General features: G+C 61.1%; 20 protein-coding genes. 7 read left to right on the plus strand and 13 right to left on the minus strand.

The window, feature by feature from the left end; genetic code table 11:
- Positions 1–82 precede the first annotated feature (82 nt).
- On the plus strand, positions 83–484 hold the full coding sequence (locus tag R3F72_RS15915) for a hypothetical protein (RefSeq protein ID WP_087720324.1): 402 nt from the start codon (positions 83–85) through the stop codon (positions 482–484).
- 233 nt (positions 485–717) lie between these two features.
- On the opposite strand, the gene R3F72_RS15920 is transcribed toward R3F72_RS15915, so the two are convergent.
- The 6 genes from R3F72_RS15920 to glyQ form a co-directional block, all read right to left on the minus strand.
- Entirely contained in the window at positions 718–2826 is a 2109-nt protein-coding gene (locus R3F72_RS15920; protein WP_332780153.1) for an AsmA family protein, read from the minus strand.
- Positions 2827–2932: 106 nt separating this feature from the next.
- Positions 2933–3484: a D-glycero-beta-D-manno-heptose 1,7-bisphosphate 7-phosphatase gene (gene gmhB / locus R3F72_RS15925; RefSeq protein ID WP_303855149.1), complete on the minus strand. Its 552-nt coding sequence runs from the start codon at positions 3482–3484 to the stop codon at positions 2933–2935.
- A gap of 244 nt (positions 3485–3728) precedes the next feature.
- Complete coding sequence (gene nadE / locus R3F72_RS15930) at positions 3729–4547, minus strand: ammonia-dependent NAD(+) synthetase (RefSeq protein ID WP_332780154.1); 819 nt, start codon at positions 4545–4547, stop codon at positions 3729–3731.
- Between the two features lie 71 nt (positions 4548–4618).
- The gene (locus tag R3F72_RS15935) at positions 4619–5149 is read right to left on the minus strand and encodes a CinA family protein (protein ID WP_303855154.1); all 531 of its coding nucleotides are present in this window, start codon (positions 5147–5149) and stop codon (positions 4619–4621) included.
- Between the two features lie 323 nt (positions 5150–5472).
- Positions 5473–7539 (minus strand): glycine--tRNA ligase subunit beta, encoded by a 2067-nt coding sequence (gene glyS, locus R3F72_RS15940; protein WP_332780155.1) that lies wholly within the window; start codon positions 7537–7539, stop codon positions 5473–5475.
- Between the two features lie 2 nt (positions 7540–7541).
- Positions 7542–8504 carry a glycine--tRNA ligase subunit alpha gene (glyQ, locus tag R3F72_RS15945; protein ID WP_303855157.1) on the minus strand — a complete coding sequence of 321 codons (963 nt, stop codon included), beginning with the start codon at positions 8502–8504 and terminating at the stop codon, positions 7542–7544.
- A gap of 166 nt (positions 8505–8670) precedes the next feature.
- Between glyQ and rfaD the strand changes: the two genes are divergently transcribed.
- From rfaD to R3F72_RS15970, 5 genes are all read left to right on the plus strand, one after another.
- Positions 8671–9654 (plus strand): ADP-glyceromanno-heptose 6-epimerase, encoded by a 984-nt coding sequence (gene rfaD, locus R3F72_RS15950; RefSeq protein ID WP_332780156.1) that lies wholly within the window; start codon positions 8671–8673, stop codon positions 9652–9654.
- The gene (gene waaF, locus R3F72_RS15955; protein ID WP_332780157.1) at positions 9647–10678 is read left to right on the plus strand and encodes a lipopolysaccharide heptosyltransferase II; all 1032 of its coding nucleotides are present in this window, start codon (positions 9647–9649) and stop codon (positions 10676–10678) included. The genes rfaD and waaF overlap by 8 nt, the downstream gene beginning before the upstream one ends.
- Before the next feature lie 122 nt (positions 10679–10800).
- Complete coding sequence (locus R3F72_RS15960) at positions 10801–11643, plus strand: hypothetical protein (RefSeq protein ID WP_332780158.1); 843 nt, start codon at positions 10801–10803, stop codon at positions 11641–11643.
- Between the two features lie 12 nt (positions 11644–11655).
- Entirely contained in the window at positions 11656–12801 is a 1146-nt protein-coding gene (locus R3F72_RS15965) for a glycosyltransferase (RefSeq protein WP_332780159.1), read from the plus strand.
- A 418-nt stretch (positions 12802–13219) separates the two neighbouring features.
- The gene (locus tag R3F72_RS15970) at positions 13220–13885 is read left to right on the plus strand and encodes a hypothetical protein (RefSeq protein WP_332780160.1); all 666 of its coding nucleotides are present in this window, start codon (positions 13220–13222) and stop codon (positions 13883–13885) included.
- Here R3F72_RS15970 and R3F72_RS15975 read toward each other — a convergent pair.
- From R3F72_RS15975 to R3F72_RS16000, 6 genes are all read right to left on the minus strand, one after another.
- The gene (locus tag R3F72_RS15975) at positions 13878–15440 is read right to left on the minus strand and encodes a sulfatase-like hydrolase/transferase (protein ID WP_087720313.1); all 1563 of its coding nucleotides are present in this window, start codon (positions 15438–15440) and stop codon (positions 13878–13880) included. The two genes, R3F72_RS15970 and R3F72_RS15975, sit on opposite strands and share 8 nt — an antisense overlap.
- Positions 15441–15562: 122 nt before the next feature.
- Complete coding sequence (gene ddlA, locus R3F72_RS15980; RefSeq protein WP_332780161.1) at positions 15563–16660, minus strand: D-alanine--D-alanine ligase; 1098 nt, start codon at positions 16658–16660, stop codon at positions 15563–15565.
- A gap of 132 nt (positions 16661–16792) precedes the next feature.
- A complete protein-coding gene (locus R3F72_RS15985) occupies positions 16793–17854 on the minus strand; it encodes a glycosyltransferase family 4 protein (protein WP_087720311.1) in 1062 nt (353 codons plus the stop codon).
- A 4-nt stretch (positions 17855–17858) separates the two neighbouring features.
- Complete coding sequence (locus R3F72_RS15990; RefSeq protein WP_071232427.1) at positions 17859–18662, minus strand: glycosyltransferase family 2 protein; 804 nt, start codon at positions 18660–18662, stop codon at positions 17859–17861.
- A 125-nt stretch (positions 18663–18787) separates the two neighbouring features.
- Positions 18788–20629 carry a DUF3413 domain-containing protein gene (locus R3F72_RS15995; RefSeq protein ID WP_071232426.1) on the minus strand — a complete coding sequence of 614 codons (1842 nt, stop codon included), beginning with the start codon at positions 20627–20629 and terminating at the stop codon, positions 18788–18790.
- Positions 20630–20635: 6 nt separating this feature from the next.
- Positions 20636–21373 carry a 3-deoxy-D-manno-octulosonic acid kinase gene (locus tag R3F72_RS16000; RefSeq protein WP_071232425.1) on the minus strand — a complete coding sequence of 246 codons (738 nt, stop codon included), beginning with the start codon at positions 21371–21373 and terminating at the stop codon, positions 20636–20638.
- 168 nt (positions 21374–21541) lie between these two features.
- Between R3F72_RS16000 and R3F72_RS16005 the strand changes: the two genes are divergently transcribed.
- Positions 21542–22672 carry a glycosyltransferase family 4 protein gene (locus R3F72_RS16005; protein ID WP_332780162.1) on the plus strand — a complete coding sequence of 377 codons (1131 nt, stop codon included), beginning with the start codon at positions 21542–21544 and terminating at the stop codon, positions 22670–22672.
- Between the two features lie 17 nt (positions 22673–22689).
- On the opposite strand, the gene R3F72_RS16010 is transcribed toward R3F72_RS16005, so the two are convergent.
- Positions 22690–23880 (minus strand): glycosyltransferase family 4 protein, encoded by a 1191-nt coding sequence (locus tag R3F72_RS16010; protein ID WP_332780163.1) that lies wholly within the window; start codon positions 23878–23880, stop codon positions 22690–22692.
- Positions 23881–24035: the final 155 nt, after the last annotated feature.

The following is a 24035-nucleotide window of genomic DNA, read 5'->3' on the forward strand; positions in this document are numbered from 1 at the left end:
CTTCGACCAATGATGAACAGTCAGGCAATGTCGCGGTGTTACTATGAACTGTGTGGTTCAGCGACCTAAGGAGGGTCTGACCATGTTGCAGACTCAAGACAAATCGGCTCAGGATCGCCCGCTGACTGACGACAGCGGCTGCTGCCAGATGAGTTCGATCAACCTGCTCGATGATAGCGTCTCCACGCAGAAGGAAGTTCAGGATCGCAACGTGCTTCAGCTGTATCTGCTGACGGTTCAGATGAGAGCCTTGATGGATGTGGCTTGTCACCAGGGCCATGCCTCGTTTCTCACGGAGCGTTTGCGTTACCACACAGAGCAATTGGAATCCCAGTTTTCCAATCTGGTGGATAAGCACAAGGGTGCATCCTATACGCGGCATTTCTATGCACAGCAGCAACAGCGCTTCGACACCGAGATCGAGAAGATCATCAGTGCACTGGAATCGCTGGGCGAGAAGTACAAGAACGACTCCTCCCGGTAAGCCTCTTTCTTTCGAAGCCCGGCGCTAGTATCACTCTATCGCGCCGGGCTCTATTCAATCTCAATGATCCCTCGCTTCCCGTTCGGAAGCTATTCGTTGATCAGGCTTGATCGCCAGGTCAGATATTGGCGCGCTGCGCTTTGAGGAAATGGATGCCTGGTTTCACGTGAAACAAGGTCGTAGACGTGTTCCACGTGAAACAAGCGCTTATCGAGAAAGCGTTCATTTACTGCTTACTGAGAAGAGGTGCCGGTTTTAATCTGACTCAGAAAATCATTACAGGGTGTCGTTTCGTCCGCGCTTGGCGAGACCAGCGCCAGCAGTGCCGCGGCGGGAGTCGCCACGGTTCCCAGGAACGCGCCCACAGCGCCTCGAGCCAGCAGTGATCCGGTGTCGACGCCCGGAGACGGGTTCTTGAGCGTACCTTTCACATAAAGTGGCGAGCGTAGCGTGAAGACACGTGCTCCCTTGCTTTCCGGTTCGATGGTGAAATCCAGCGCTTCGGTGGCGAAGTTGACGGTGCCGTCGATTTTGATCAGCGCATTTTCCGTATCGATCAGAAAGAAGCGGGTTTTGGCCAGTCCATCGGTGACTTCCAGATTGGTTGCCGCACAGTTGATATTGACCTGTTCATCTCCGAACAGTTTGCCGACCAGGTAGTTGCCGACATTGAGGCCTGCCAGTTCCATCAGGTTCTGACTGATAAGGCCATCATTGACCAGCATCTGCAGGTCACCATTGCTGGTGCCCAGAATGCTGGCAACGGAATTGCCGGTGCCACTCAGCGTGGCGCCCCCGTTGAGTTCTCCGCGGCTGTTCTGCATCAGCTCCACGTCGGGAAACAGACGGCTCAGCAAGAGATGGCGGATATGCATGTCCACGCGGCTCTGCATCGGCTCTTGGCTACCGTCGAGTCGTACCGTGGTATTGAGATTGCCTCCCGCGACGCCGAACCGAAGCGGGTCTAGCAGAATCTCCCCGTTCTCCAACGTGATATGTGTATAGAGATCCTCCAGAGGCAGCGAGTCGCCATGCTCGATGCGCTGCGCGGTGAATTTCACGTTCGCATCCATCGTCTTCCATTGCGCCGTATCGAACTCTTCGACCGGAAGCAGCTTGTCTTCCGGCTGCTGGCTGGCTTCTCCTCGGTCTGCCTTTTCCGCATTCGAGTCGGCACCGATCAGCGGGGCGAGATCGGCAAAGCGCAATTGCTGCGAAACGACCTCGCCCTCCAGCGATGGCCGTGGTTCGCCCATCTGGTAGGTAAGGTCGCCATGAATGTCGCTGTCTCCAATCTGTCCGTCGAAATTGCGATAGCGAAAGGAGAGCGCTTCTTGGGTATCGAGATTGGCTGTCAGATGGCCTTGGGTAGAGTAGGGCGGTGTGTCAGGCAGAGTCACGCCAATGATGTCGTAGAGATCGCCCAGGTTCTGGCCGGCAAATTGCAGATCCATATCGATTTTCTTGGGCGCTAACGGGTCGATCAAGGTGCCGTTGACGGACACCCGGGTTGCGCCCGCTTCTACTGTAGCTTGAAGGGGGTAGGGTGCATCGCGAAGGCGCAAGGCATCCAGTCCGCCGAGCCGGCCTTCTCCGTCGAAAGCCTGATTCTGATATTCACCTTCGGCCTTCCAGCCAAATACGTAATCGGCGACGTCTCGATCCCCGACGGCTTGCCGAGCGGCACTGCCTTTCTCCGCAACGTCATTGAAGGCGATGGGCTCGCCGAGGAGTCGGACCGTGGCATCGGCGGTTGCCGTCAGTACGGCGTCATCGTAGTGAACGTTCACCGGATCGAAAGCGATATCTCCGACATCGACTGTCCAGCCGCTGTCGCTGTTCGAGGGTTCGGCTGCCGTATCCTGCTCACCGTTTCCGAGCGCAAATGTCCAGTTGTTCTTGCCGTTTTCAAGACGGACCAGAGAAGCCTCGGCACCCGAGAATTGGATATGGGGAATGGAGACCGTCTTGTCCATGAGCGGGAGCAGGGAGAATTCGATATCCAACGAGGCGAGGCTGAGCAGATCTTCGTCGGTGACGGCTTCCGGACTACCGACATGGATATCCTCGGCGTGGATATGAGGCCATGGAATCCAGCTGCGCCAACCGGATTCATCTTCCGGGGACGCCCAGGACAGCTCGAGGTCGCCTTCGATAGCGAAGGGCCTGTGAATGGCTGCCGAGACGCGCTCGTTGATCGTGGGCTTGAGCCGGTTCCAGTCGAATGTCATGACGACGACGATTAGCGCCACGAGTGACAACAAGACGATCGCTACTACGGCTAGCGCAATCTTCTTCCCCAATGTCATGGCCCTGTTTCCATCCTTGAAGTGTCTCTCCAAGGATAGTCGAGGCTGAGCATGACGTTGGGATCAGTTGCGGGAACTCGGGAAAAACCGATGTTTCACATGAAACATTAACCAAACTGTAGAGGTGGTGTTGGTTGGCTTACGAGCTCTGATTCAGCAGACGGCTGGTGAAATCTGCCAGATCGTTACAGATCCAGGTGTCGGCAAGCGTGTCGTCCAGCTCGTGCCGAGAGCGTTGCCCTTTGCCGGTAAGCACCAGTGCCGTCTGGCAACCGCTGGTAATGCCTGCCTGAATGTCACGCAGGCTATCGCCGACCATCCAGCAACCCTCCAGCGTCTGCAGATGCAATCGACCCTTTATCCGTTCCAGCAGGCCGGTACGCGGCTTGCGGCAAGCGCAGTCGTCGGATGGGAGGTGGGGGCAGTACTCGATCGCTGCGATCCTCCCGCCGGCTTGTTCGACCAGCGAGCGTAATCGATCGTGAATTTGCTCGAGCGTCCGGATGTCATAGTAGCCTCTTCCAATGCCGGACTGGTTCGTGGCAATGGCGACTGTCCAGCCGTTCTGGTGCAGCCGCGCGATCGCTTCAATGGCGCTGGGATAGGGGTGCCATTCCGACAGCGATTTGATGTAGGCATCAGAGTCTCGATTGATGACGCCATCGCGATCGAGTATGACGAGCTTGACCATATGAAATCGTGCTCTGAGAAAAGAGGGACCGATTATCGGATGTCGTGATCCGGGACGCAAAAGCCTCGTGTTCCACGTGAAACATTCCTGGGTACGCAGGAGACCAAGCTTGCGGGATTTGCCGGGAGGATTAAGGAGGACGCGGGAGAATAAGAAGAACGAAAAAGCGATTGGCAGCCAATCCGATATCCCTATCCCGGCGGCCTCCCTTGGCATGGAGCCGCCGGGAAGTAGCCGAACGCGCCTACGGCGCGACGGGAAGCTCCCGCTTGTGTGCGGTTCGGTCAAAGGTACGAATAATCAGGTCTGCTGCATCATGGTCGACTTCCTTGCCTTCGAGAAAGTCATCGATCGTGTCGTAACTCACACCTAAGGCTTCTTCGTCGGTACGTCCCGGAGAAAGGGATTCGAGGTCCGCGGTAGGAACCTTGTTGACCAATGCTTCAGGGCCACCAAGCTCGCTCAGAAGCGCTCTGACCCGGCGCTTGGTAAGACCCGCCAATGGGGTGATGTCACAAGCGCCGTCCCCGTGTTTGGTGAAGAAGCCCATGACGGCTTCGGCGCCATGATCGGTCCCTACGACCAGGCCGTTGTGTGTTCCTGCTACGGCGTATTGCGCCATCATCCGTGCCCGTGCCTTGATGTTGCCATGCACGAAGTCGCGTTGGTGCTCATCCTGGAAAGCGAGCCTCCCCGCTTCAAGGCTCGCAAGCAAGCCATCGGCACAGGGCTTGATATCGATATCGAGCTGTTGGTCGGCGCGAATGTAGTCGATCGCGGCCTGGGCGTCGTCCTCGTCGTGCTGATCGCCATAAGGCAGACGCATCGCATAGAAGGTTGCCGCTCCACCACGGTCGCGAATGCGCTCCGCGGCAAGCTGACATAACCGGCCAGCGGTAGTCGAATCGACGCCACCGCTGATACCCAGCACCAACGCTCGAGTACCGGTTTTCTCCAGGTAGCGCACCATGAAATCGATACGGCGTTCGACTTCTCGGCGTGCATCGAATGTCGGCTCGATGCCCAGCGATTCGATGATCCGTTGTTGGGTCGTTGCAGTCATTGTCTGCTCCTGGAAGTGATGATGGATGACCTACGCGATAGCTTGGCAGGCGAGGCGTCATGGGGCCAATGTCACTGGCTACCGGTAGCCGTTTCGGCACCTTGGCTTTCAGCATGGTAGTGCGTCAATCGCTCCAGTGAATAGCGCGCGGCGGCGAGTCTGACGTCGTTGCGTCCGCCGTCGAAACGGCGTGTTTCGCAGTAGACACTGTCGCCTTCATCCGTGCGGAAGGCCCAGGCAAAGCAAACCGTACCCACGGGTGTGCCATCCTCTGCCGGCTCTGGCCCTGCGATACCGGTATTGGCGATCGCCACGTTTGCCTGCGTGTAGTCGAGTGCGCCAATCGCCATCTCGCGAGAGAGCGTTTCGCTGGTCATCGAATACTTTTCGAAGATCTCGTCATCGATCTTGAGGTAACGCTGTTTGGCCTGCGGCGAGTAGACCACAAGGCCGCAGTCCACCAGGCTGCCGGACCCCGGAACGCTGGCGAATTCCGACAGGATCAGGCCGGCAGTGCAGGACTCGGCAGTGGCCAGCACGAGCCCTTTCTCCTGCATGTAATCGATCAGCGAGCTGATCATGGCATCATTCTGGTCGGCCATGGCTTCCTCCTGGTATTTGAGTCTGGGCTTCGTGGAATTCTGACGATACGCCAATGGCGCGCCGCTGTTATTAACGAAGATCAGTGTCCTTGCGGGCATCGAGAACGATTACCCATCGCGAACGACTACCTGGCCTCGGATAGGCATGAGGCGATCGAAGCTTTGTGATGTTTCACGTGGAACATCATTTATCGAGCAATGAGCCTGACTTGCAGGGCCGAGGCGATGAGGAATGAGAAGAGCAGGAAGGCGGAAAAGGGGGAGAATAAAGAACGCCCGGCGCTTGGCCGGGCGAATGTTTCACGTGAAACGCAAGATTGGCGCTATGATTGCAGCTCGGCGATGTCCGCGACCTCCAGGAAGAGCGCCTGCAGGCCAGCCAATAACGCCAGACGATTGGCGCGGACGGCGTCATCCTCGACGGCGACCATCACGTCATCGAAGAAATGGTCCACCGGTGCGCGTAGCGTGGCCAGGATATCAAGGGCCTGCGTGTACTCGGCTTCTCGGAACAGCGGTTCGACCTGGTTGCGGCAATCGCTGACGGCGTTGGCCAAGGCGATTTCCGCTTCCTCGGCGAGAAGGTCGCCGTTCACCTCGGTGCTGCCGTCATGCTGCTGCTTGGCCAGGATATTCGACACGCGCTTGTTGGCCGCGGCCAGGGCGGCGGCTTCCTCACGCTGGCTGAAACGGTGCACGGCACGCAGGCGGCGGGCGAAATCCAGCGGCCGCGTTACCGGACGGGCACGTACCGCCAGGTAGACATCGACGGGTAACGCTTCGTCCTGTGCCCAGGCGCGGAAGCGATCGAGCATGTAAGTCAGGACATCGTCGACCAGGCCTTCCGCCTTGGGCAGATCCCGGTGCTGGGAGGCCGCCAGTTCCAGCAGCTCGCGCAGATCGAGATCCAGCTCGCCCTTGATCAGGATATTGAGCACGCCGATGGTGGCCCGGCGCAGGGCGAACGGGTCCTTGGCGCCCGTGGGGCGCTGGCCGATGCCGAAGATGCCGGTCAGCGTGTCCAGACGATCCGCCAGCGCGATCGCCAGCCCGGTGGATGTCCTGGGAATCTCGTCGCCGGCGAAGCGGGGCAGATACTGCTCATGGATGGCTTCGGCCACGGCTTCCGGCTCACCGTCGTGGCGCGCGTAGTAAGTGCCCATGATCCCCTGCAGTTCGGGGAATTCGAGCACCATCTCGGTGACCAGGTCGCACTTTGCCAGCTGTGCCGCGCGCGCGGCTGCCTGGGAATCCCCGTCGATCTTGCCGGCAATGAAGCGGGCGACGACTTCGGTACGAGCGGCCTTGTCGGCAAGCGAACCGAGCTCGTGCTGGAAGACGACATTGGCCAGCGACTCGCGGCGACTCTCCAGCGTCCGCTTGCGATCGGTCTCGAAGAAGAAGGCTGCATCGGCCAGGCGCGGACGAATGACCTTTTCGTTGCCGTAGATGACCTGCTGCGGGTCTTCGCTATCGATGTTGGCCAGCGTGATGAACTGCGGCTTGAGCTTGCCGTCGGCATCGAGCAAATGGAAGTATTTCTGGTTGGCCTTCATCGAGGAGATCAGGCACTCCGCCGGTACTTCGAGGAAGCGCTCGTCGAAGCTGCCGGTCAGCGCTACCGGCCACTCGACCAGTCCGTTGACTTCTTCCAGCAGGTCTTCGTCGATGACCGCCTGGGCGTCGTGCACTTCCGCCTCGGCCAGAACCTGTTCGCGGATACGTTCGCGACGGCGCTCGAGATCCACCAGCACGTAGGCATTTTCGAGCGAGGTTTCGTAGTCGTCCGCATGGGCGAGCTCGATCGGAGTGGGGGCGTGAAAACGGTGGCCCCGGGTCGTTCGGCCGGATTCCAGATCCAGCACGCTGGCCGGGACGACCTGGTCGCCATAGAGCAGGACCAGCCAGTGTACCGGACGGGAGAATTCCGTGCGTGAAGCGCCCCAGCGCATGTTCTTGGGAACCGGCAGGGCGTGGACAGCGGTATTGACGATGGCCGGCAGCAGCGCCTCGACGGTGTCTCCCTGCTGCTGTTCACGATAGCCGAGCCAGGTTCCCTTGTCGGTCTCCAGGTGGATCAGTTCATCGACCGTCACGCCGCAGGAGCGGGCAAAGCCTTCGGCGGCCTTGGTGGGCTGGCCATCCTTGAAGGCTGCTGCCAGCGCCGGGCCCCGCTTCTCGACCTCACGATCCGGCTGTCTGTCGGCAAGCGCTTCGATACGGACGGCGAGGCGGCGCGGAGAGGCGAGCGCATACGCATCGCCATGAGGGACTTCGGCTTCGTCGAGACCCTTGACGATGCCGTCGCGCAGAGCAGAGGCGAGTTTGGGGAGTGCGCCCGGCGGCAGCTCTTCGACGCCCAGTTCGATCAGTAGGGTGTTGACTGCCATGCTCATGCGTCTCCCTGAGTGGTTTCTGATGGTTCCTGCAACAGCTCGTGGCGCAGGGCTTCCGGCGCCATCGGAAAGCCTGCGGCCTCCCGTGACGCGTAGTAGGCGTGGGCAACTTCGCGGGCCAGCGTACGCACTCTCAGGATGTAGCGCTGACGCTCGGTAACCGAGATGGCGTGACGCGCATCCAGCAGGTTGAAGGTGTGCGAGGCCTTGAGTACCTGCTCATAGGCCGGCAGCGGCAGATTGGCCTCGAGCAACTTGTTGCACTCGGTCTCGCAGTGGTCGAACGCCTCGAACAGATAGGGGACATCGGCATGTTCGAAGTTGTAGGCCGACTGTTCGCGCTCGTTCTGCAGGTAGACGTCGCCGTAAGTGACGCGGGTCCCGTCGGGAGCGATCGTCCATACCAGGTCGTAGACGCTGTCGACGTCCTGCAGATACATGGCGATACGTTCGAGACCGTAGGTCAGCTCGCCGGTCACCGGGAAACACTCGATCCCGCCGGCCTGCTGGAAGTAGGTAAACTGGGTGACTTCCATGCCGTTGAGCCAGACTTCCCAGCCGAGTCCCCAGGCGCCGAGCGTGGGCGATTCCCAGTTGTCCTCGACGAAGCGGATATCATGGACTCGCGGGTCGATACCCAGACGTTCCAGCGAACCGAGGTAGAGATCCTGCAGATCCTTCGGCGAGGGCTTCATCACCACCTGGAACTGATAGTAGTGCTGCAGGCGGTTGGGGTTTTCCCCATAGCGGCCATCGGTGGGTCGGCGCGACGGCTGGACATAGGCTGCGTTCCAGCTCTCCGGGCCGATCGAGCGCAGGAAGGTGGCCGGATGAAAGGTGCCGGCACCCACTTCCATGTCGAGCGGCTGCAGCACGACACAGCCCTTTTCCGCCCAGTATTGCTGAAGGGCCAGTATCAGCCCCTGAAAGGTTTTCGCATCTGCCGTCGAGTCTGTCATTGACTGCGCACCGTTGCCCATGAATTCGTGAGCCGCCAAGTATACAATTAGCGCTCAATCGGTTATAGGCACCGCCGCCAATCGGCGTCGAACGGGTTCGCGACGGTTTCCGCAGCGGCGGCGGCGGCTGCATTCGACGACCGAGTCGAGACAAGAGGAAAGCGACATGATCGTAGTCACCGGCGGGGCCGGCTTCATCGGGGCCAATCTGGTCAAGGCACTCAACGCGCGCGGCCACCAGGACGTCTTGGTGGTCGACGATCTCAGCGACGGCACCAAGTTCGTCAATCTGGCGGACTGCACGCTGGGCGATTATCTCGACAAGGACGATTTCCTGGCGAGAGTGAAGACCGAACTGCGTGGTGAGACGCGAGGCGAGACCGGTGGTCTGCCGCCGATCGAGGCGATCTTCCACGAAGGAGCCTGTTCGGATACCACCGAGTGGGACGGCCGCTTCATGCTGGAGAACAACTTCGAGTACTCCAAGGTGCTGCTCGAGTATTGCCAGGCCAAGCGCATTCCGTTTCTCTACGCCTCTTCCGCCGCCACCTACGGGGGCAGCGAAGTGTTCGTCGAGGATCCGGCTCACGAGAAGCCGCTCAATGTCTACGGCTACTCCAAGCTGCTGTTCGACCAGTACGTCCGCGCGCGCTGGGACGATTTCGACTCGCAGGTCGTGGGCTTTCGCTATTTCAACGTCTATGGCCCGCGCGAGCAGCACAAGGGCAAGATGGCCAGCGTCGCCTACCACCACCACACGCAGGTCCAGCGCGGCGAGAATCCCAAGCTGTTTGGCGCCTGGGACGGCTTTGATGCCGGAATGCAGAGCCGCGACTTCGTCTATGTCGGGGATGTGGTCGACGTCAATCTGTGGTTTCTGGATAACCCCGAGGTTTCCGGCATCTTCAACCTGGGCACCGGACGCGCCGAGCCGTTCAAGGCGATTGCCGAAACCGCCATCGATTTCTATTCGCGCAACAAAGGGGTCAAGAGCGAGATCGAGTACATCGATTTCCCCGACGAACTCAAGGGGCGCTACCAGAGTTATACCCGTGCCGATATCGGCCGGTTGCGCGACGCCGGCTATACCGCCGAGTTCAAGACGGTAAGCGAGGGCGTTTCTGCCTATCTGGAATGGCTGAATGGCTGATTCCACGGCGATCAATGCCAAAGCCGGGACGCGCATCCTCGTCGTCGGCCCCTCCTGGGTCGGCGACATGGTCATGGCGCAGAGTCTGTTCATCACGCTCAAGCAACGCCACCCGGACGCGACGATTGGTGTGCTGGCGCCGGGCTGGTCGCTACCGATCCTCGAGCGCATGCCGGAAGTCGATGAAGCCATTGCGCTGGACGTGAAACATGGCGAGTTCGGCTGGAAGACCCGGCGCGAGGTCGCACGCTCCCTGAAGGGACGTTTCGATCATGCCATCGTGCTGCCGCGTTCGCTGAAGTCGGCGCTGGTGCCGTTTCTGGCCGGCATCCCGCGCCGGACGGGGTTCACCGGCGAACAGCGCTACCTGCTGCTCAACGACCGCCGCAAACTCGACAAGGCGGTCCTGAATCAGACCGTCAAGCGCTTCGTCGCACTGGGTCTCGATGCCGAGGAAGCCGTACGCGGCAACTTCGCCATTCCCCATCCGCGACTCAGCGTCGACTCTCGGCATCAGGATGAACTGCGGGAGTCGCTCGGGCTGGGAGAGCGTCCCGCCATCGGCATGATGCCGGGGGCCGAATACGGGCCGGCCAAACAGTGGCCGCTCGAACATTTCCGCGAACTCGCCGAATCCCTGATCGGCAAGGGATATTCGGTCTGGGTCATGGGCGGGCCGAAGGACGCCGACGCCGGTGCGGTCATTACCGAGCGTCTCGAACACGCTCACAATCTGTGCGGCAAGACCCGACTGGCGGACGCCGTCGACCTGCTCGCCGCCTGTAAGCAAGTGGTGACCAACGACTCCGGGCTGATGCACGTGGCTGCAGCCGTCGGCACGCGTATCCAGGCGCTCTACGGCTCGTCGTCGCCGATCTATACACCACCGTTGACCGACAACGCCTATATTCATTATCTAGGTCTTTCCTGCTCACCCTGTTTCGAGCGCACTTGCCCGCTGGGTCACCGCAACTGTCTTAAGCAGATGGTGCCCGATAGAATCGAGCGGGCGATTCAGGGCTAACCGGCAGGCAGGGCTGTCGGTCCGGCTGGCCATTGTCACACTGATCGAGAGCGACCATGCCGTTACTGACTGCTAGACGAAAGCGCAAGTTGCGGTCGGCACTTCGTTTTCTGCGCTACCGAATGAAGAACGTATGGTCCTCCCGCCAGATTCCTTCGAGCGGCGAGCGACTCATCATCTCGCTAACCACCCATCCGCCCCGTATACGCCAAGTCTTTGCCACGCTGGAATCTCTCTGCGAGCAGGATATCGACGCCTTCGATGTCCATCTCTACCTCTCCCGGCGCGACAAGGAAACCGTCGGTGACCTGCCAAGGTCACTTCAGCGCTTGACGCGACGTGGTGTGAAGATCGTCGTGACTGACATCGACTTGCGTTCCTACGACAAGTTGGTGCATGCGCTGGAAGCATATCCGCAAGCGACGATCATCACTGCCGACGATGACATGCTGTATCCCTCGGATTGGGCAAGGCGCCTGGTGGATGGCGCAAATCGGTTTCCCGGCTGTATCGTCTGCCACCGTGGCCATATGCTCTGTGAGAGCTCGCCGGGCTCGGGTGAAATTTCCTATAAAGAGGTCAGGACCCGTCAGGATCCGGGCGCCATGCAACCCAACTTCGCACTGATGCCGACTGGTAGTGGTGGGGTGCTGTATCCGCCAGGAGTACTGGACCCTATGGTTTTCGACGTCGAAGCCTTTCAGGCCCTGGCACCCAATGCCGATGATATCTGGTTCAAGATGGCTTCTCTCAAGGCGGGAACGCGCTGCGTGCGGGTCAATTCACGCAATGTCGACTTCCTGTCCACGCCAGCATCCGGGGAGTCGGCCTTGCATGAAGACAACGTCAAACGCGGTGGAAACGACAGGCAGTTTGCCAATTGCCTTGCTCGCTACCCAGAGCTCAAGTCGCTGATCTTCGAGTCTCGCGACGATCTATCGGGCGATGACCCGCTACATACATAGAACGGTGAATACATGTCCCAACGAGTCCTGCTGGTCGTTCGCAAACTGAGTATCGGCGGCATCGAGCGTGTCACCGTCAACCTGGCCAACGTGCTGGCGCGAGAGGGTCACGAGGTCCATGTCCTGGTGCTCAAGGGCGGCTACGAACTGGCACCGGACCCTGCGGTGACGGTTCACCGGGTGGATTTCGACAAGGCCTTTCGCAAGACGGGGCTGGGACTCGTGTACGACCTGTTCACGCGGGCATTGTTGAAACCGCTTCTGCCGGGTTCGGGATTCCTGTGGCGGGGCTGGTATGGCGGTTCCTACCTCGAGCGCTTCGTGGCCAGGCTCGAAAGGGAACATGGCCCGATCGACCGTGTCGTCATGCGTGGACAAGGCGCTTTCGAGACGGTCTGGTCCTGGCGGGACCCGCGTCTATGGCAGGTAACCGTTTCCTGGCCTGGCGATTATGGCAGCCGGCTCAAGGGGATATATCTGCGCAAGCTATACGAGGATAAGCAGGTAATCTGCAATACGCCCAACGTACGCGAGCAACTCGAGCGTCAGCTAGGACACTACGGTATCCGGCCCAAACGCTGGGCCACCATCATGAACCCCTGCGACATCGAGGCCGTTCGCCGCCAGGCCGATGAGTCGGTAGCGCTGCCGGCCAAGCCCTTCATCGTTCATGTCTCCCGGCTTTCCGACGTCAAGCGGCAGGAGTGGCTGATCCGTGCCTATCTGAAGGCCGATATCGAGGAAGATCTGGTCATCGTCGGCGACGGCCCCAAGCGTGAAAGTCTCGAAAAACTGGTCGGCGAGCTCGGCGCTCGCGAGCGCATCCATTTCGTCGGCAGTCGACCCAATCCTTACCCCTGGATGAAACACGCTCGACTTTTCGTGTTGAGCTCGCGCAGTGAAGCGTTCGGTATCGTGCTGGCAGAGAGCATGATCTGCGGCACGCCATGTGTCGCCGTGGATTGCCCGGGTGGCGTGCGCAACGTGTTGATCCATGATCAGGCCCGATTGATCGCGGAAAATTCTATAGAAGGACTGGCCGTGAAGATTCGTGAAGGGATGAAGAATCCGCCATCGATCGAGGCGGATCCCGAGCTGATTGAGCGTTTCCGTGATACCCGCATCATGCAGCAATTCCTCGACTTGCCAACGACCTAGACGGAGCCATGTCGACACGAAGAGCCGGATACGGGATCATTACAGCTAATTGCATAGCATGCTTATGAGAGTGGTATGCTATGCAGCAGAAGAACAGCGTTTGATAATTCCGCTTTTTCTGTACTCGAACGTGTAGGCTTTCATGGTGCGCGCTTCACAAAACCACTCGCCTTCTCCTCCGCGCCTGCCCGTCGAGGATGTAGCGTTTCGCGATTTGCTCGACCCCCGCATGAAGTGGGGGATCCGGCGTGCACGTCTGCAGGCGAGTTTGAAAGCGGCTTTTCAGCGCAGCGTTGGCGAGACAGTGGAAGAGTCTCTGTTTCGGCGCTGGGCCACCGGAAAGGCAGGCTGTCGGTGGGCTGAGCGCCGCGGCCTGCCACGGCGATCGATCGAAGCGAGATTGGGGCAGGCGTTAATCGTGCACGTCGATCCCCGTGCGCTGATTCGCGACTTCAATGCCAAGGGAATCGGTGGCAAGCGCCCATCGTCTTCCGCCTTCATCTGGGACGGTGAATGGGATCAGAGCCGCGGCGACCTGCGTCGCGGCTCTCGCTATCGCTTCATCAGCGACCTCGACGAGCACAGAGACGATCTCAGCCAGACCGAGCGCTTCCGCCAGTACCGTTCGCGGCTCGAGTCGGGGCATCCCTGGTCTTCCTATCAACAGGGCATTCTGCTCGATACGGAAGAAAAGATAATGGCCTACCTGCGAACCTATCTCGGCTTTCTCGACGACATGGCGACCCGGGGCTTTAACGCCGAGCTGGGGAAAGACGATCTGGGTGTCGCGGTCACCCGTGACGGCCGGCTGCTCAAGATCAATCGCGGCCTGCACCGTTTGGCGATGGCTCAGCGCCTAGGCCTGGCATCCATCCCCGTGGTCGTTCGTGCCGTCCACCGCGACTGGTGGGAGCGCGTGGTCGAAGGGGAGCGAGGGGAGACGGCACTGGCTCGAGTCGCCGAGGCGTTGCAGCACACCACCCCCGAAACCCGGCCGGGCGAACGGGATCCTGGCGAGGACCTGGGGCCCATCGAGTGGCCGGCGCCGCGCCACCCGGACCCATGTGCGGACGGCCTCAGTTGACGCCGTTCCAGAGCCGCTCCTGCAGAAGATTCTCGCTGCGCATGCGCTGGTTCATTTCTTCCAGCGAATAACGTTCCACCAGCGTCGGGATCGACGAGAACAGCGATACCCCGAGCCCGGCCCGATGGTCCGGAATGGTGTAGTTCATCGCTTCCAGTAGCGTCGGCAGCACGTCCACCATGCTGGCTGGCCGCTCGATGACGCGGGGGCGCAGGCCGTTGCCCAGCATCATCAGGGTGTTTTCTCGCTCCTTGGCAATCAGATCCTCCCAGGCGGAGTTCTTCATCGAGAGGTGATCGCTGGCCACCACGACCAGCGTATTGTCCAGCAGCCCTTCGGATCGAAGCCGCTCGATGAAATTCCTGACCAGCCAGCCGGTACATTTGATCGAGTAGAGAATATCGGTCCCGTCGAAGGGGCCCTGATTGTCGATACAGGATTGCGACGGATTGCCGAACGGTGGGTGTCCGGCCAGCGTCAGACCGAAGAAGGCGTAGGGCTTGTCGCTGTCGTGCAGGTGCCGGATACGCTTCTCGGCCAGGCCGAGCAGCGTGTCGTCATAGAGCCCCCAGTCGTTGAGGTAACCGGCGGGGGCCTTGTCTTCCAGTTCGTCGCGACCCAGAGCCGTATCGAAGCCGTGGCCCTGATAGAACTTCGCCTTGCCGGCAAATTTCGTGCTGGCGCCGCCCATGTAGGTCAGGTCGTAACCCCGCGCATGGAGCAGGTCGCCGAGACAATTGACGCCGGGAAGCACGTCCGACAACGGCTCGAACTGGTTGTCGTGCATCAGTCCCGCCGGCATCAGCGGCACTCCGCATTGGCTGGCGACCATGCCGGCCATCGTCCAGCCCGTGTTGTCGAGCTGCTTGACGCCGTGAAAAACCACGCCTTCCTTGCCCAGCTGCGCCAGATCCTCGTAAGCGTTACCGAAGCGTTGGGTATCGCTGTAGGTACGCTCGGTACTCTCCATGTAGATATAGATCAGGTTTGGCGGCTGGCGTGGCGCGGCGACGATTTCCGGTGGCCGGTAGCGGTCGTTGAGCCAGGACTCGTCGTCGTCGATCGCCGAAGCGCCACGGAGCGACAACCCGAACAGCAATGGGTTGAATGCGAGCAGAAACAGACTCAACACCCGCTCCCACAAGCGCCAGCGGTGGTCGGCCCGCACCAGCCAGGTCACCGCCATCAGCATCACGATGGCCGCCATCGTGTAGATAACGCCGGCGATCTGGCGGTCGGTACTGCCGTTCTCCTCGATGCCGGCCTGCAGGTGAAAGATCACCGCGCCCAGGTCGAGTTGTCCGAAACTGTCGTCGAGATAGATATAGACCCACCACAGCATCAAGGGCAGCAGCGACCATGGCCACGCCTTGCGCTGCGTGGCGCGCTGAGAGACATGACCCCAGTGGAAGTGGTAGCCGATGGCGAGCCAGCCCAGCGTGATGGCGACGGGCGTCCACCATGGCAGTACCCAGACCACCATGATGGCGTAACCGATGCAGAGGCCGATGTAAGTAAGCGCACACCAGCGCCGAGTGTTACGAGAGATGGTCATGACGCGCTTCGATCCGTGAACGTCGTGTTCTACCGGCGCCGGGTCCGGGCACCGCATGAGGAGTCGTTATGACTCTATCATGACGAATCCAAGACAAGCAGGCTAGCGACGAGTTCCCGGTGCTATCGTGAACGTCGCAATGCCAGGTCGTCGGCATGGCGTTCCATGGCGAGCTCGATCAGGCGTGTCACCAGCGCCGGATAGGTCATGCCGCTCGCCTGCCACAGCTTGGGATACATGCTGATGCGGGTGAAGCCCGGCAAGGTATTGATCTCGTTGACGACGATCTTGCCTTCCGGCGTGAGGAAGACATCGACCCGAGCCAGGCCGGCACACTCCAGTACCTGGAACGTGCGCACCGCGAGCTCGCGGATCGCCTCGCTGGCATCAGGATCGATATTGGCCGGAACGGCGATCCTGGCTGCGTCGTCGTCGATATACTTGGTGTCGTAGGAGTAGAAGCCGCCCTCGACCACGATCTCGCCGCAGACGCTCGCTTTGGGGGCGTCGTTGCCCAGCACCGCGCACTCGATTTCGCGCCCGACTACGGCGGATTCGACCAGCACTTTGTGATCGAATGCCAGCGCCAGTGAAAGCGCCTGCTGGAACTCGGCTGCGTTCTCCACCCGGCTGACGCCGACCGACGACCCCTGGTTGGCCGGCTTGACGAACAGCGGCGTCCCCAGTTCCTCGCGCAGCGCGTCGAAATCGGCGCTGGCGGCCGTGCGGCGGGTCAGGGTGACGAAAGGCGCCACCGGAATGCCGGCATCGCGCAGCAGGCGCTTGGTGACGTCCTTGTCCATCCCGGCAGCCGAGCCGAGCACGCCGGAACCGACGAAGGGCAGATTGGCCATGCGCAGCAGCCCCTGCAGCGAACCATCCTCGCCCAGCGTGCCGTGAACGATGGGGAAGACCACGTCCAGCTGGTTCAATGCACCTTGAGACGCTTCGGTGGCGATCAGCTGCCGGTGCTCGCGGCCGGGCACCAGGGCGATATCGCCGACGGACGGGTTGAGCGCGATGCGTCGAGGGTCGTCGGCGTCGAGCAGGAAGTCGGCCGCATCGTTGATATGCCACTGGCCCTGCTTGTCGATGCCGATGACTGTGACCTCGAAACGCTCGCGATCCAGCGCATCGACGATGTTCCTGGCCGACTGCAACGACACTTCGTGCTCCGCCGATTTGCCGCCGCAGATGACGCCAACCCGAATCTTGCTCATAGTTCTGCTCCACTTCGCTAACGATCTCGACGCCGCTCGGCTGCGGCCTGTCGGGCGTCATGATGCCACGTTCCCGCCGTGCAAGTATTGTCTGGGCGAGTCGGTTACCGCCTGCCTCGCCCAGCCGGCGAATCAGCAGTCAGCGAGGCGGCGATAGAGGGCGAGATAGGCCACTGCCATGGCCTCGGGCGTGAACGACTCGAGGCGTGCCCTGGCGGCGGCGGACAGTCTCTCGCAGCGTGCGGGATCTTCCAGCAGCGCTGTGAGCGCCGTTGCCAGCGCGTCCGCATCACCGGGGGGCACCAGCAAACCGCTGACGTCGTTCTCGATCAGATCCGGAATGCCGTCGACATCGCTCGCCACGATCGGCACGCCGTGATCCATGGCATCGAGCAGCGTCGAACCGAGCCCTTCGTTGCGTGAAGGAAACGCGAACAGCGTCATGATCTCGAGATAGTCGCCGACGTTCGGCTGGAAGCCTTCCCAGATCACGTTATCCAGATCCGCACTCTCGGCCTTCAGCGCTTCGCCATCGGCGCCATCGCCGAGCAGCAGGAAGCAGGCGTCCGGATGCGTCTCGCGCAACTGCCGCGCCGCCTCAAGCAGTACCCGCTGCCCCTTGTGGCGATCCACCAAAGCGCCGATATGGCCGATCACCCGGCGTCCGGCGAAGCGCTCGCGCAGCTTCGTGACCTCGGTCGGATCGCTCGGCTGGCCGGAAAGCACGCTGGGAATACGGACGACCGGGCACCAGTCCCGCTCGCGCAGATGGGTTTCGATCACCGAGGAGATCGCCACGGCGGTCGCCGCGCCGCGATAGGTCCAGCGGTTGAAGCGCTTGTCCTTGACCGGCTGCGGGACACGACGGGTCAGGATATATGGCGTGCCGCGCAGGCGACGTTCGATCCACGCCCAGTGCACCGCCTTGGCCTCGTGGGCGTGGGTCAGGCTCGCGCGCGGGCGTTGGGCATGGCCGGCAAGCGCATGATCGGCGTCGATCAATTCGATATCCATGCCGGCCAGCGCTGTACGCATTGGCGAGTCGCGCCGGCAGACCAGGCTCTGTTCGATGCTGCCCTGTTTATTATCGTCGATTCGAGCCAGTGCCTCGATCAGCAGCAGCGTCTGGCGCTCGCCGCCACGGAAGCCCCGGGCGAGATTGACGTGACGGATATGCAGCGGTTCGCGTGGCATCGGCTCACCAGATCCGGTCGAAGTCTTCGGCGTCGCGAACCTTCGCGTCGCGTTGGAATTCGAGCAGCTTGGCGTATTTCAGGTAGGCGTTGACCGCCGCCGACAGCGCGACGGAGACGCCATCGAGCCCGCCGAGGAAACCGCGCTGGAAAACGTATTTGCGCACGAAGGCATTGGCGCCATGCAAAAACGGTGAGAAGGCGTTGGCCCGCTTGCCCTTGAGATACATGATCTTGGCGGCACGATTGGAGAAGCGGCCGCTGGCCTTGCCGAACAGTTCGCCCAGATTGGCGAACGAATAGTGTTCCAGATCGGCGTCCAGGCGTCGCGGATGCGTCGCCTGGACGGAAGCGTGCTGACGGCTGTCGGAAAATTCGGTGCGATCGCGATCGAAGAGCCGAATGCAGTAGTCCGGATACCAGCCGCAATGGCGGATCCAGCGGCTGCCGATGAAATTGCGGCGACGCAGCGCGTAGGCGTCGTGGCTGCCGGCTCCGTTCGCCTGGACATCCAGATCGAGCGCCTGGATGGCCGCCACGGCGTCGTCGGTGAGCCGCTCGTCCGCATCCAGCGACAGCACCCAGCGGTGGCTGGCGGCACGCGGGCCAACGTTCTTCTGCGGGCCATCGCCCAGATAGGGCTGGTGAATCACGCTGGCGCCGAACGCCTCGGCCCGGGCCACGGTGTCGTCGCGGGAGCCGGAGTCGACGACGATCAGTTCATCGCACACCCGCTTCAGCGAGGCCAGGCAGGCCTCGATGTTGTCGGCTTCGTTGAGCGTAATCACTACGCCGGTGATGGCGGCCATGAGCGGTCCTGTATCGTCGATGGATAGGCCTATCGAAAACGACAGCGGGCGTCGCGACCCGCTTCGTCGCGACGCCCGGTGATCGGGCTCCGAATAGCGCCTCGGGCATTGTAGCGCTGACAGGGCTATCGATAGAACTGACGGAACCACTGCATGGCTTCGAACACCGCCGGGGAGAATTCGGCGTCCTCGATCGGCTTGAGCTGTCGATCGACGATATCCCACTGCCCGGTGCCGTCGACCACGGTAATGCGATCCGGCTCGATGATGCCGTAATCGATGTAGCTGCTGGACTGAACCCAGGGGTGATCGATCCCGGGGGCGAGAAGATCCTTGCCCATGGCGTAGTCGGAGAGCGGGTTGGTGCAGCCCAGGGCATGTCGCATCAGCATCGGCGCGACGTCGAGATGACTGGTCATGCCCTCGACGCGGCCGGGCTCGACGCCGGGGCCGTTGACGATCATCGGCACGAGGACCTGCGGCGAGGCGAAGTTGCTGTTGTGGCCCCAGTAGTTTCTGCCGAAATCGTTGAACGACTGACCGTGGTCGGCAGTGACGACCAGCATCGTGTCGTCCCACTCGCCCTTGGCCTTGAGATCGGCGATCACCCGGCCGAGCAGTTCGTCGTCGTAGTGGACCGAGTTGCGATGACGATTGAAGTAGGGCGTTGGATCGGTATCGGGACCGAGGTCGAGGTAATCCATGCCGTTGGTCGAAGGTTGATACGGCTGGTCGGCGCCCTCTGGCACGTCGTAGCCATGGGGCGCGTCGTAGAACAGCATGCCGAACCAGGGAGCGTCGTCCTTCTGTTCCTGCTGATCGAGCCAGTCCAGCCAGTCCTCGGTCATCTTCTGGTCCCGGCCCGCCGGCGACTCCCCCGGCGTACTAAGTCGCAACGGATCGACCGAAGAGAAGATCGTGCGATCGAAGCCGACACCATCGAGGCTGGCCGACGAGAAGATGCCCAGCGCATAACCCTGCTTTTGCAACTGGGTGATCAGCAGCGGCGGCGTCTGGGTGTCGTCCAGATAGGCGTAGTAGTTGCCGGTGAGGCCGTAGAACAGGCTCATGGTGCCGTTACGGGTGGCATTGCCGCCACTGTAGTGGTCGAGGTAGCGCCGACCGCTGTCGTTCAGTGCGGCATAGAGATTCGGCGTGTTCTCGGGGCCATACTCATCGGCGCGCCAGGAGTCGATCAGCACCACCAGGACGTTGGGCGGATCCTCGGCCTGGCAACTGAGCGGGTTCTTGGGCCAGTCGAGATTCTGTGCCTGCTTGGTGTCGATGTCGGCACGTTCGGCGCGAGCCGCGCGGGGATCCAGCCAGCCGTGCTTCTCCATGAAGCCTTTGGCGGTGGCCGGGAACAGCAGCGGATAGATGCCGACCTGCTGGGTCACGCTGCGCTGATAGCGGGCGTCGGCGACGATATGCAGTGCATGGCTGGCGATCAGCGTCACCAGGATCGTGCCGCAGGCGAGCCCTGCCGGCAGCCGCTGGCCGCGCCTGCCCACGATCAGACGATGGGCAAGCCAGCCTTCGAGTGCCAAGGCGACAGCCACGCAACCTACGACCACCAGCCAGGTGGAGGTGGCGAAACTGAAGATCTCGCCGTTCTTGTCGTTCAGGAACAGCGACACCATGAAGGCGTTCACATGAAAGCGATACTGGGCATAGACCACCGTATCCAGCAGCAGCGCGCTCAGACCCAGCGCACCAAGCAGCGTGGCCGGCAGCCATAGCCAGCGCGCCTTTGTCACGACGGCCAGCACGGCAAGCGGCAGCCAGCCAAGCAGCACCAGCATGCCGAAGTGGCCGATCCAGGTCAGGATCAGATAGGCGATTCCCATGGGGTCATGGGGAATCGCGAGATAGGGCACGTAACGCAGGGCGATCAGCCAGACGAGCGGTAGTTGAAACAGGGCAAAAAGCAGGGTGCTGCGCCAACGGCGCCTCAGCGTGTCTTGCATGCAGGGTCAAACCTTATCGTGATCCGCCGGAACGCTCCGATAACCATCGACGAGGGCGGTGAAAAATGGTTCCGCGTTGGCGGGTGAGAAACGCAGGAGAGAGCGCTTGAGCCGTAACAGATTGCGCTGGCGCCAGGCGCCTTCCGAGCGCAATCGACAGCGGTCGAAATCTATCAGCCAAACCTTATCGTCGGCTGAAACGAGCAAATTGCGCGCATTGAGATCGACGTGGTCGAGACCGGCATCGTGAAACCGCCGAATGGTGGCGCCGACATCGGCGAGCAACCGCGGCGAGGCACTTGCCAGGCGCTCTGCCAATGCCTGGCTCTTTGTCAGGCGCTCGGTGATCAGCGCGGCGCGATAGGTGATACCGCGGCGTACCACGATGGCTGCCACCGGCGCCGGTACCGGCAGCCCCTGTTCGAACAGGGCGCGTGTCAGGCGCATTTCACGGAAGCCGCGGGTGCGCTCGAGTCCCGTCCAGAGATAGTTGGCCTGGCTGACCTTGGCCGCCATGCCGCCACGGCGATAAGGCCGCAGCACCCACTGATGGTCGTCCACCGCGAGAAACTGGCTGGCGCCGCGTCCCGGCGCCGAGCCGACCACCAGGCCGCGTTCGGCCCAGGCATCCGGGTCGAGCCACGCTTCACCGAACGCAGGTAGAATCGGCAGGTCAGGCTGAGCGAGACGCGCAGGATCGTATAAGATATGCGCGTCTCGATGATGATAGGTCGATAACGACATGACCGATCCTTGACGTTGGGCCTGGTGCGTTTGAATCGTAGCGGGCCGGCGAAAAGAGACAGAATAGACGGCAACGAGCCGCCGGGGCGCATTGTAACCGGGCAACCCCGTCACCGCATGTCGGCGTTTCACCGCCCGGGACCCATCGAACATCGCAAGGAAGCCGTCGTGACTGAAGATTCGCAAGCGCCGTTAGCCGTGATCGCCATTCGTCAGGTGGAAAAGAGTACCGGCGCCAGTCGCAACGCTTTTGAACAGTCCATCGCACTGAAAGCGCTGGGCTATCGCGTGGCGATTCTGGCCGAGCGCGGCCGGCGCGAGCTGGCGGAAGCGGCCGGCGCCGAGCTGGTTCGGCTGAAGCGCTGGCCGTTCAAAGGGCCTTTTCGGCGCTTCTGGTTCAATCGCCGGGTGCAGGCTTGGTGTCGGCGTCATCGACCAGCCATGCTGGTCAGCCATGGCGATGTCGAGACGCCCGATGTCGTCTACATGCACAACTGCGTCCATCTCGCCAGCCAGCGCATTCACGGGCGCGATCTGCCACCGGGCCATGAAGTTGCCGCGATTCACGATCACGTGCTGAAAGGCGGCAAGTTCCGCCGTTTGGCGGTCAATTCGCGCATGATGGCTAATGATTTCCGTGATCGCTATGGCATCGACGAGTCGCGAATCGAAATCAGCTACCCCGGCTACGACCCCGAGATATTCAATCTCGAGCGGGCCACGGCAGGACGCCCGGTGCGGCGACGCGAACTGGGTATCGATGACGACACCCGGCTGATCGGCCTGATCACCTCCGGCAACTTCACCAAACGCAACGTGGCGGGATTCGTCGAGATGGCGGCCGGACTGGATCAGCGCTTGCCCGGCCGGTGCCGCTTTCTGGTCGTGGGCAAGGACGACTTTTCACCCTATCAACGCCAGGCTGAACAAGCCGGCATCGCCGAACGCTTCATCTGGCGCACCACGGTCAGTGACGTCGAGACGCTCTACGGGGCGCTCGACATATTCGTTCTGCCGGCCCATATCGAAGAGTTCGGACGCGTCTCGCTCGAGGCCATGGCCTGTGGCACGCCGGTATTGCTTTCATCCACCACTGGTGCCGCCGAGCTGCTCGAGGCCGACCACGCCGACCTGATCCTGGAAAGTCGGGACACCAAAGCCTGGGTCGATCGTCTCGAGCGGATGCTGGAGGAGCCAGGTCTCGACTCTCTGGGTACGAAACTTTCCCACCTGGTGATTGATTACTCTTATCGTCAGCAGACGGAGAAGCTGAAACGTTCGTTCGAGATATTGAGGTGATCGGCCTCACCGATGAGCTACAGATGACGGCGAATAAACGCCATCAGTTGATCACCATAACGCTGCAGGTTCTGCTGGCTGGCGAGCTTTTCCCTGGCGCGATGGCCGATCTCGCGCCGCAGTTCGGCTGAATTCGCCCAGGCTACCAGGTGGGTGGCGGCTTCTTCCGGGTCGATAACGTTGGCGGATACCAGGTCGTCACGGGAGGGAGAGTACACTTCTTCGGGACCTTCGATGCAGGCTTCGCCATAGCATCGCAGAGCTTCCCTTGGACGCCGGGGCTCCACGATAGCCCCGCATGACTCGTCTATGATGGCTTCCGGCAATCCATCTACGTTGTTGACTACCGTGGGTAAGCCGTAAGCGATGGCTTCCTGGGCCACGAGGCCAAACGGCTCTCTCCATGATGGGCAAATGAACGCATCCAACTGAGTATAGAATTTGGACATATCATCAACCAAGCCGCAGAACTTCACATACTTTTCCAGCTTCCAGCGTTTCGTCCATTCACGCAGTGTCGGCTCCAGAGGGCCTTGACCGGCAATCCACAGCTCCGCATGGGGCACTCGGGCCTGTACGCTGCGAAAAGTCTCTACGACCATGGGCGCTTTCAACCCTTTCAATCGACCGGCAAAGCCGAGCCGGAAGCGGCCATCCGGGTGCTCAGACTGCCGGCTGGGCAGTTCTATGGCGTTGTGAAGCACGATGGAAGGCACCTCTGAACTGACGTTCCAGCGGATCTGCAGCATGCGTTCCGCTGCTCTCGATACTGCGATGACGCCTTGGACATGCTGTAGATAGGATGCGACCGAGGCTGGGTCTTGCGCCGTCCACGATGTGCCGTGTTCGTAGTGAAAGACAGGGCGACCAGTCAACAGCGGTATCGGGTTGCCTGCCAGCTTGTTCCAGACCACGATCGCATCGGGATCGAGACGACGAACGAGCGTGCGCTGATAGGCTTCTCGTAGTCCCATGATCTCCGGGAATTTCCAGTTCCCCGGCCCCTTGATGCTATGTATGCGAGGCTTGGCATCGACCAAGGACGGGCGGATGAAGGGATGGATATCGTTCGTCTGCAGCAGAATATCCAAGTCCAGATGCTGTCCATAGCCGGTATAAAAACGTGAAAAATAACGCTCCACGCCGCCCAGGTTTCGAAGGCTGACGAGGTGAGCAAGCTTGGGCGTTGACGCAATATCTGAAGGCATGCTGTGTTCCGCTAGACAAAAATTCCGCGTAACTATTCAGGTGGCTGCGGATGGCATGTCGCCAACCACCTGATTTTTTTGGCATAGTGTGCCTGATCCTTCGGCACGTCTATGCGGTGACATGACCATCAGCGATATCAACGTCGACGAGGCCC

It is taken from the genome of Salinicola sp. 4072 (genome assembly GCF_036663415.1).
GTDB classification, from domain to species: domain Bacteria; phylum Pseudomonadota; class Gammaproteobacteria; order Pseudomonadales; family Halomonadaceae; genus Salinicola; species Salinicola salarius_A.

What these genes read in the sequence shown, in the direction of transcription:
- R3F72_RS15915 (WP_087720324.1), top strand. Translation starts at nt 83, where the DNA reads ATGTTGCAGACTCAAGACAAATCGGCTCAGGATCGCCCGCTGACTGAC.
- gmhB (WP_303855149.1), bottom strand. Translation starts at nt 3,484, where the DNA reads ATGGTCAAGCTCGTCATACTCGATCGCGATGGCGTCATCAATCGAGAC.
- nadE (WP_332780154.1), bottom strand. Translation starts at nt 4,547, where the DNA reads ATGACTGCAACGACCCAACAACGGATCATCGAATCGCTGGGCATCGAG.
- R3F72_RS15935 (WP_303855154.1), bottom strand. Translation starts at nt 5,149, where the DNA reads ATGGCCGACCAGAATGATGCCATGATCAGCTCGCTGATCGATTACATG.
- glyS (WP_332780155.1), bottom strand. Translation starts at nt 7,539, where the DNA reads ATGGCAGTCAACACCCTACTGATCGAACTGGGCGTCGAAGAGCTGCCG.
- glyQ (WP_303855157.1), bottom strand. Translation starts at nt 8,504, where the DNA reads ATGACAGACTCGACGGCAGATGCGAAAACCTTTCAGGGGCTGATACTG.
- rfaD (WP_332780156.1), top strand. Translation starts at nt 8,671, where the DNA reads ATGATCGTAGTCACCGGCGGGGCCGGCTTCATCGGGGCCAATCTGGTC.
- waaF (WP_332780157.1), top strand. Translation starts at nt 9,647, where the DNA reads ATGGCTGATTCCACGGCGATCAATGCCAAAGCCGGGACGCGCATCCTC.
- R3F72_RS15960 (WP_332780158.1), top strand. Translation starts at nt 10,801, where the DNA reads ATGAAGAACGTATGGTCCTCCCGCCAGATTCCTTCGAGCGGCGAGCGA.
- R3F72_RS15965 (WP_332780159.1), top strand. Translation starts at nt 11,656, where the DNA reads ATGTCCCAACGAGTCCTGCTGGTCGTTCGCAAACTGAGTATCGGCGGC.
- R3F72_RS15975 (WP_087720313.1), bottom strand. Translation starts at nt 15,440, where the DNA reads ATGACCATCTCTCGTAACACTCGGCGCTGGTGTGCGCTTACTTACATC.
- ddlA (WP_332780161.1), bottom strand. Translation starts at nt 16,660, where the DNA reads ATGAGCAAGATTCGGGTTGGCGTCATCTGCGGCGGCAAATCGGCGGAG.
- R3F72_RS15985 (WP_087720311.1), bottom strand. Translation starts at nt 17,854, where the DNA reads ATGCCACGCGAACCGCTGCATATCCGTCACGTCAATCTCGCCCGGGGC.
- R3F72_RS15990 (WP_071232427.1), bottom strand. Translation starts at nt 18,662, where the DNA reads ATGGCCGCCATCACCGGCGTAGTGATTACGCTCAACGAAGCCGACAAC.
- R3F72_RS15995 (WP_071232426.1), bottom strand. Translation starts at nt 20,629, where the DNA reads ATGCAAGACACGCTGAGGCGCCGTTGGCGCAGCACCCTGCTTTTTGCC.
- R3F72_RS16000 (WP_071232425.1), bottom strand. Translation starts at nt 21,373, where the DNA reads ATGTCGTTATCGACCTATCATCATCGAGACGCGCATATCTTATACGAT.
- R3F72_RS16010 (WP_332780163.1), bottom strand. Translation starts at nt 23,880, where the DNA reads ATGCCTTCAGATATTGCGTCAACGCCCAAGCTTGCTCACCTCGTCAGC.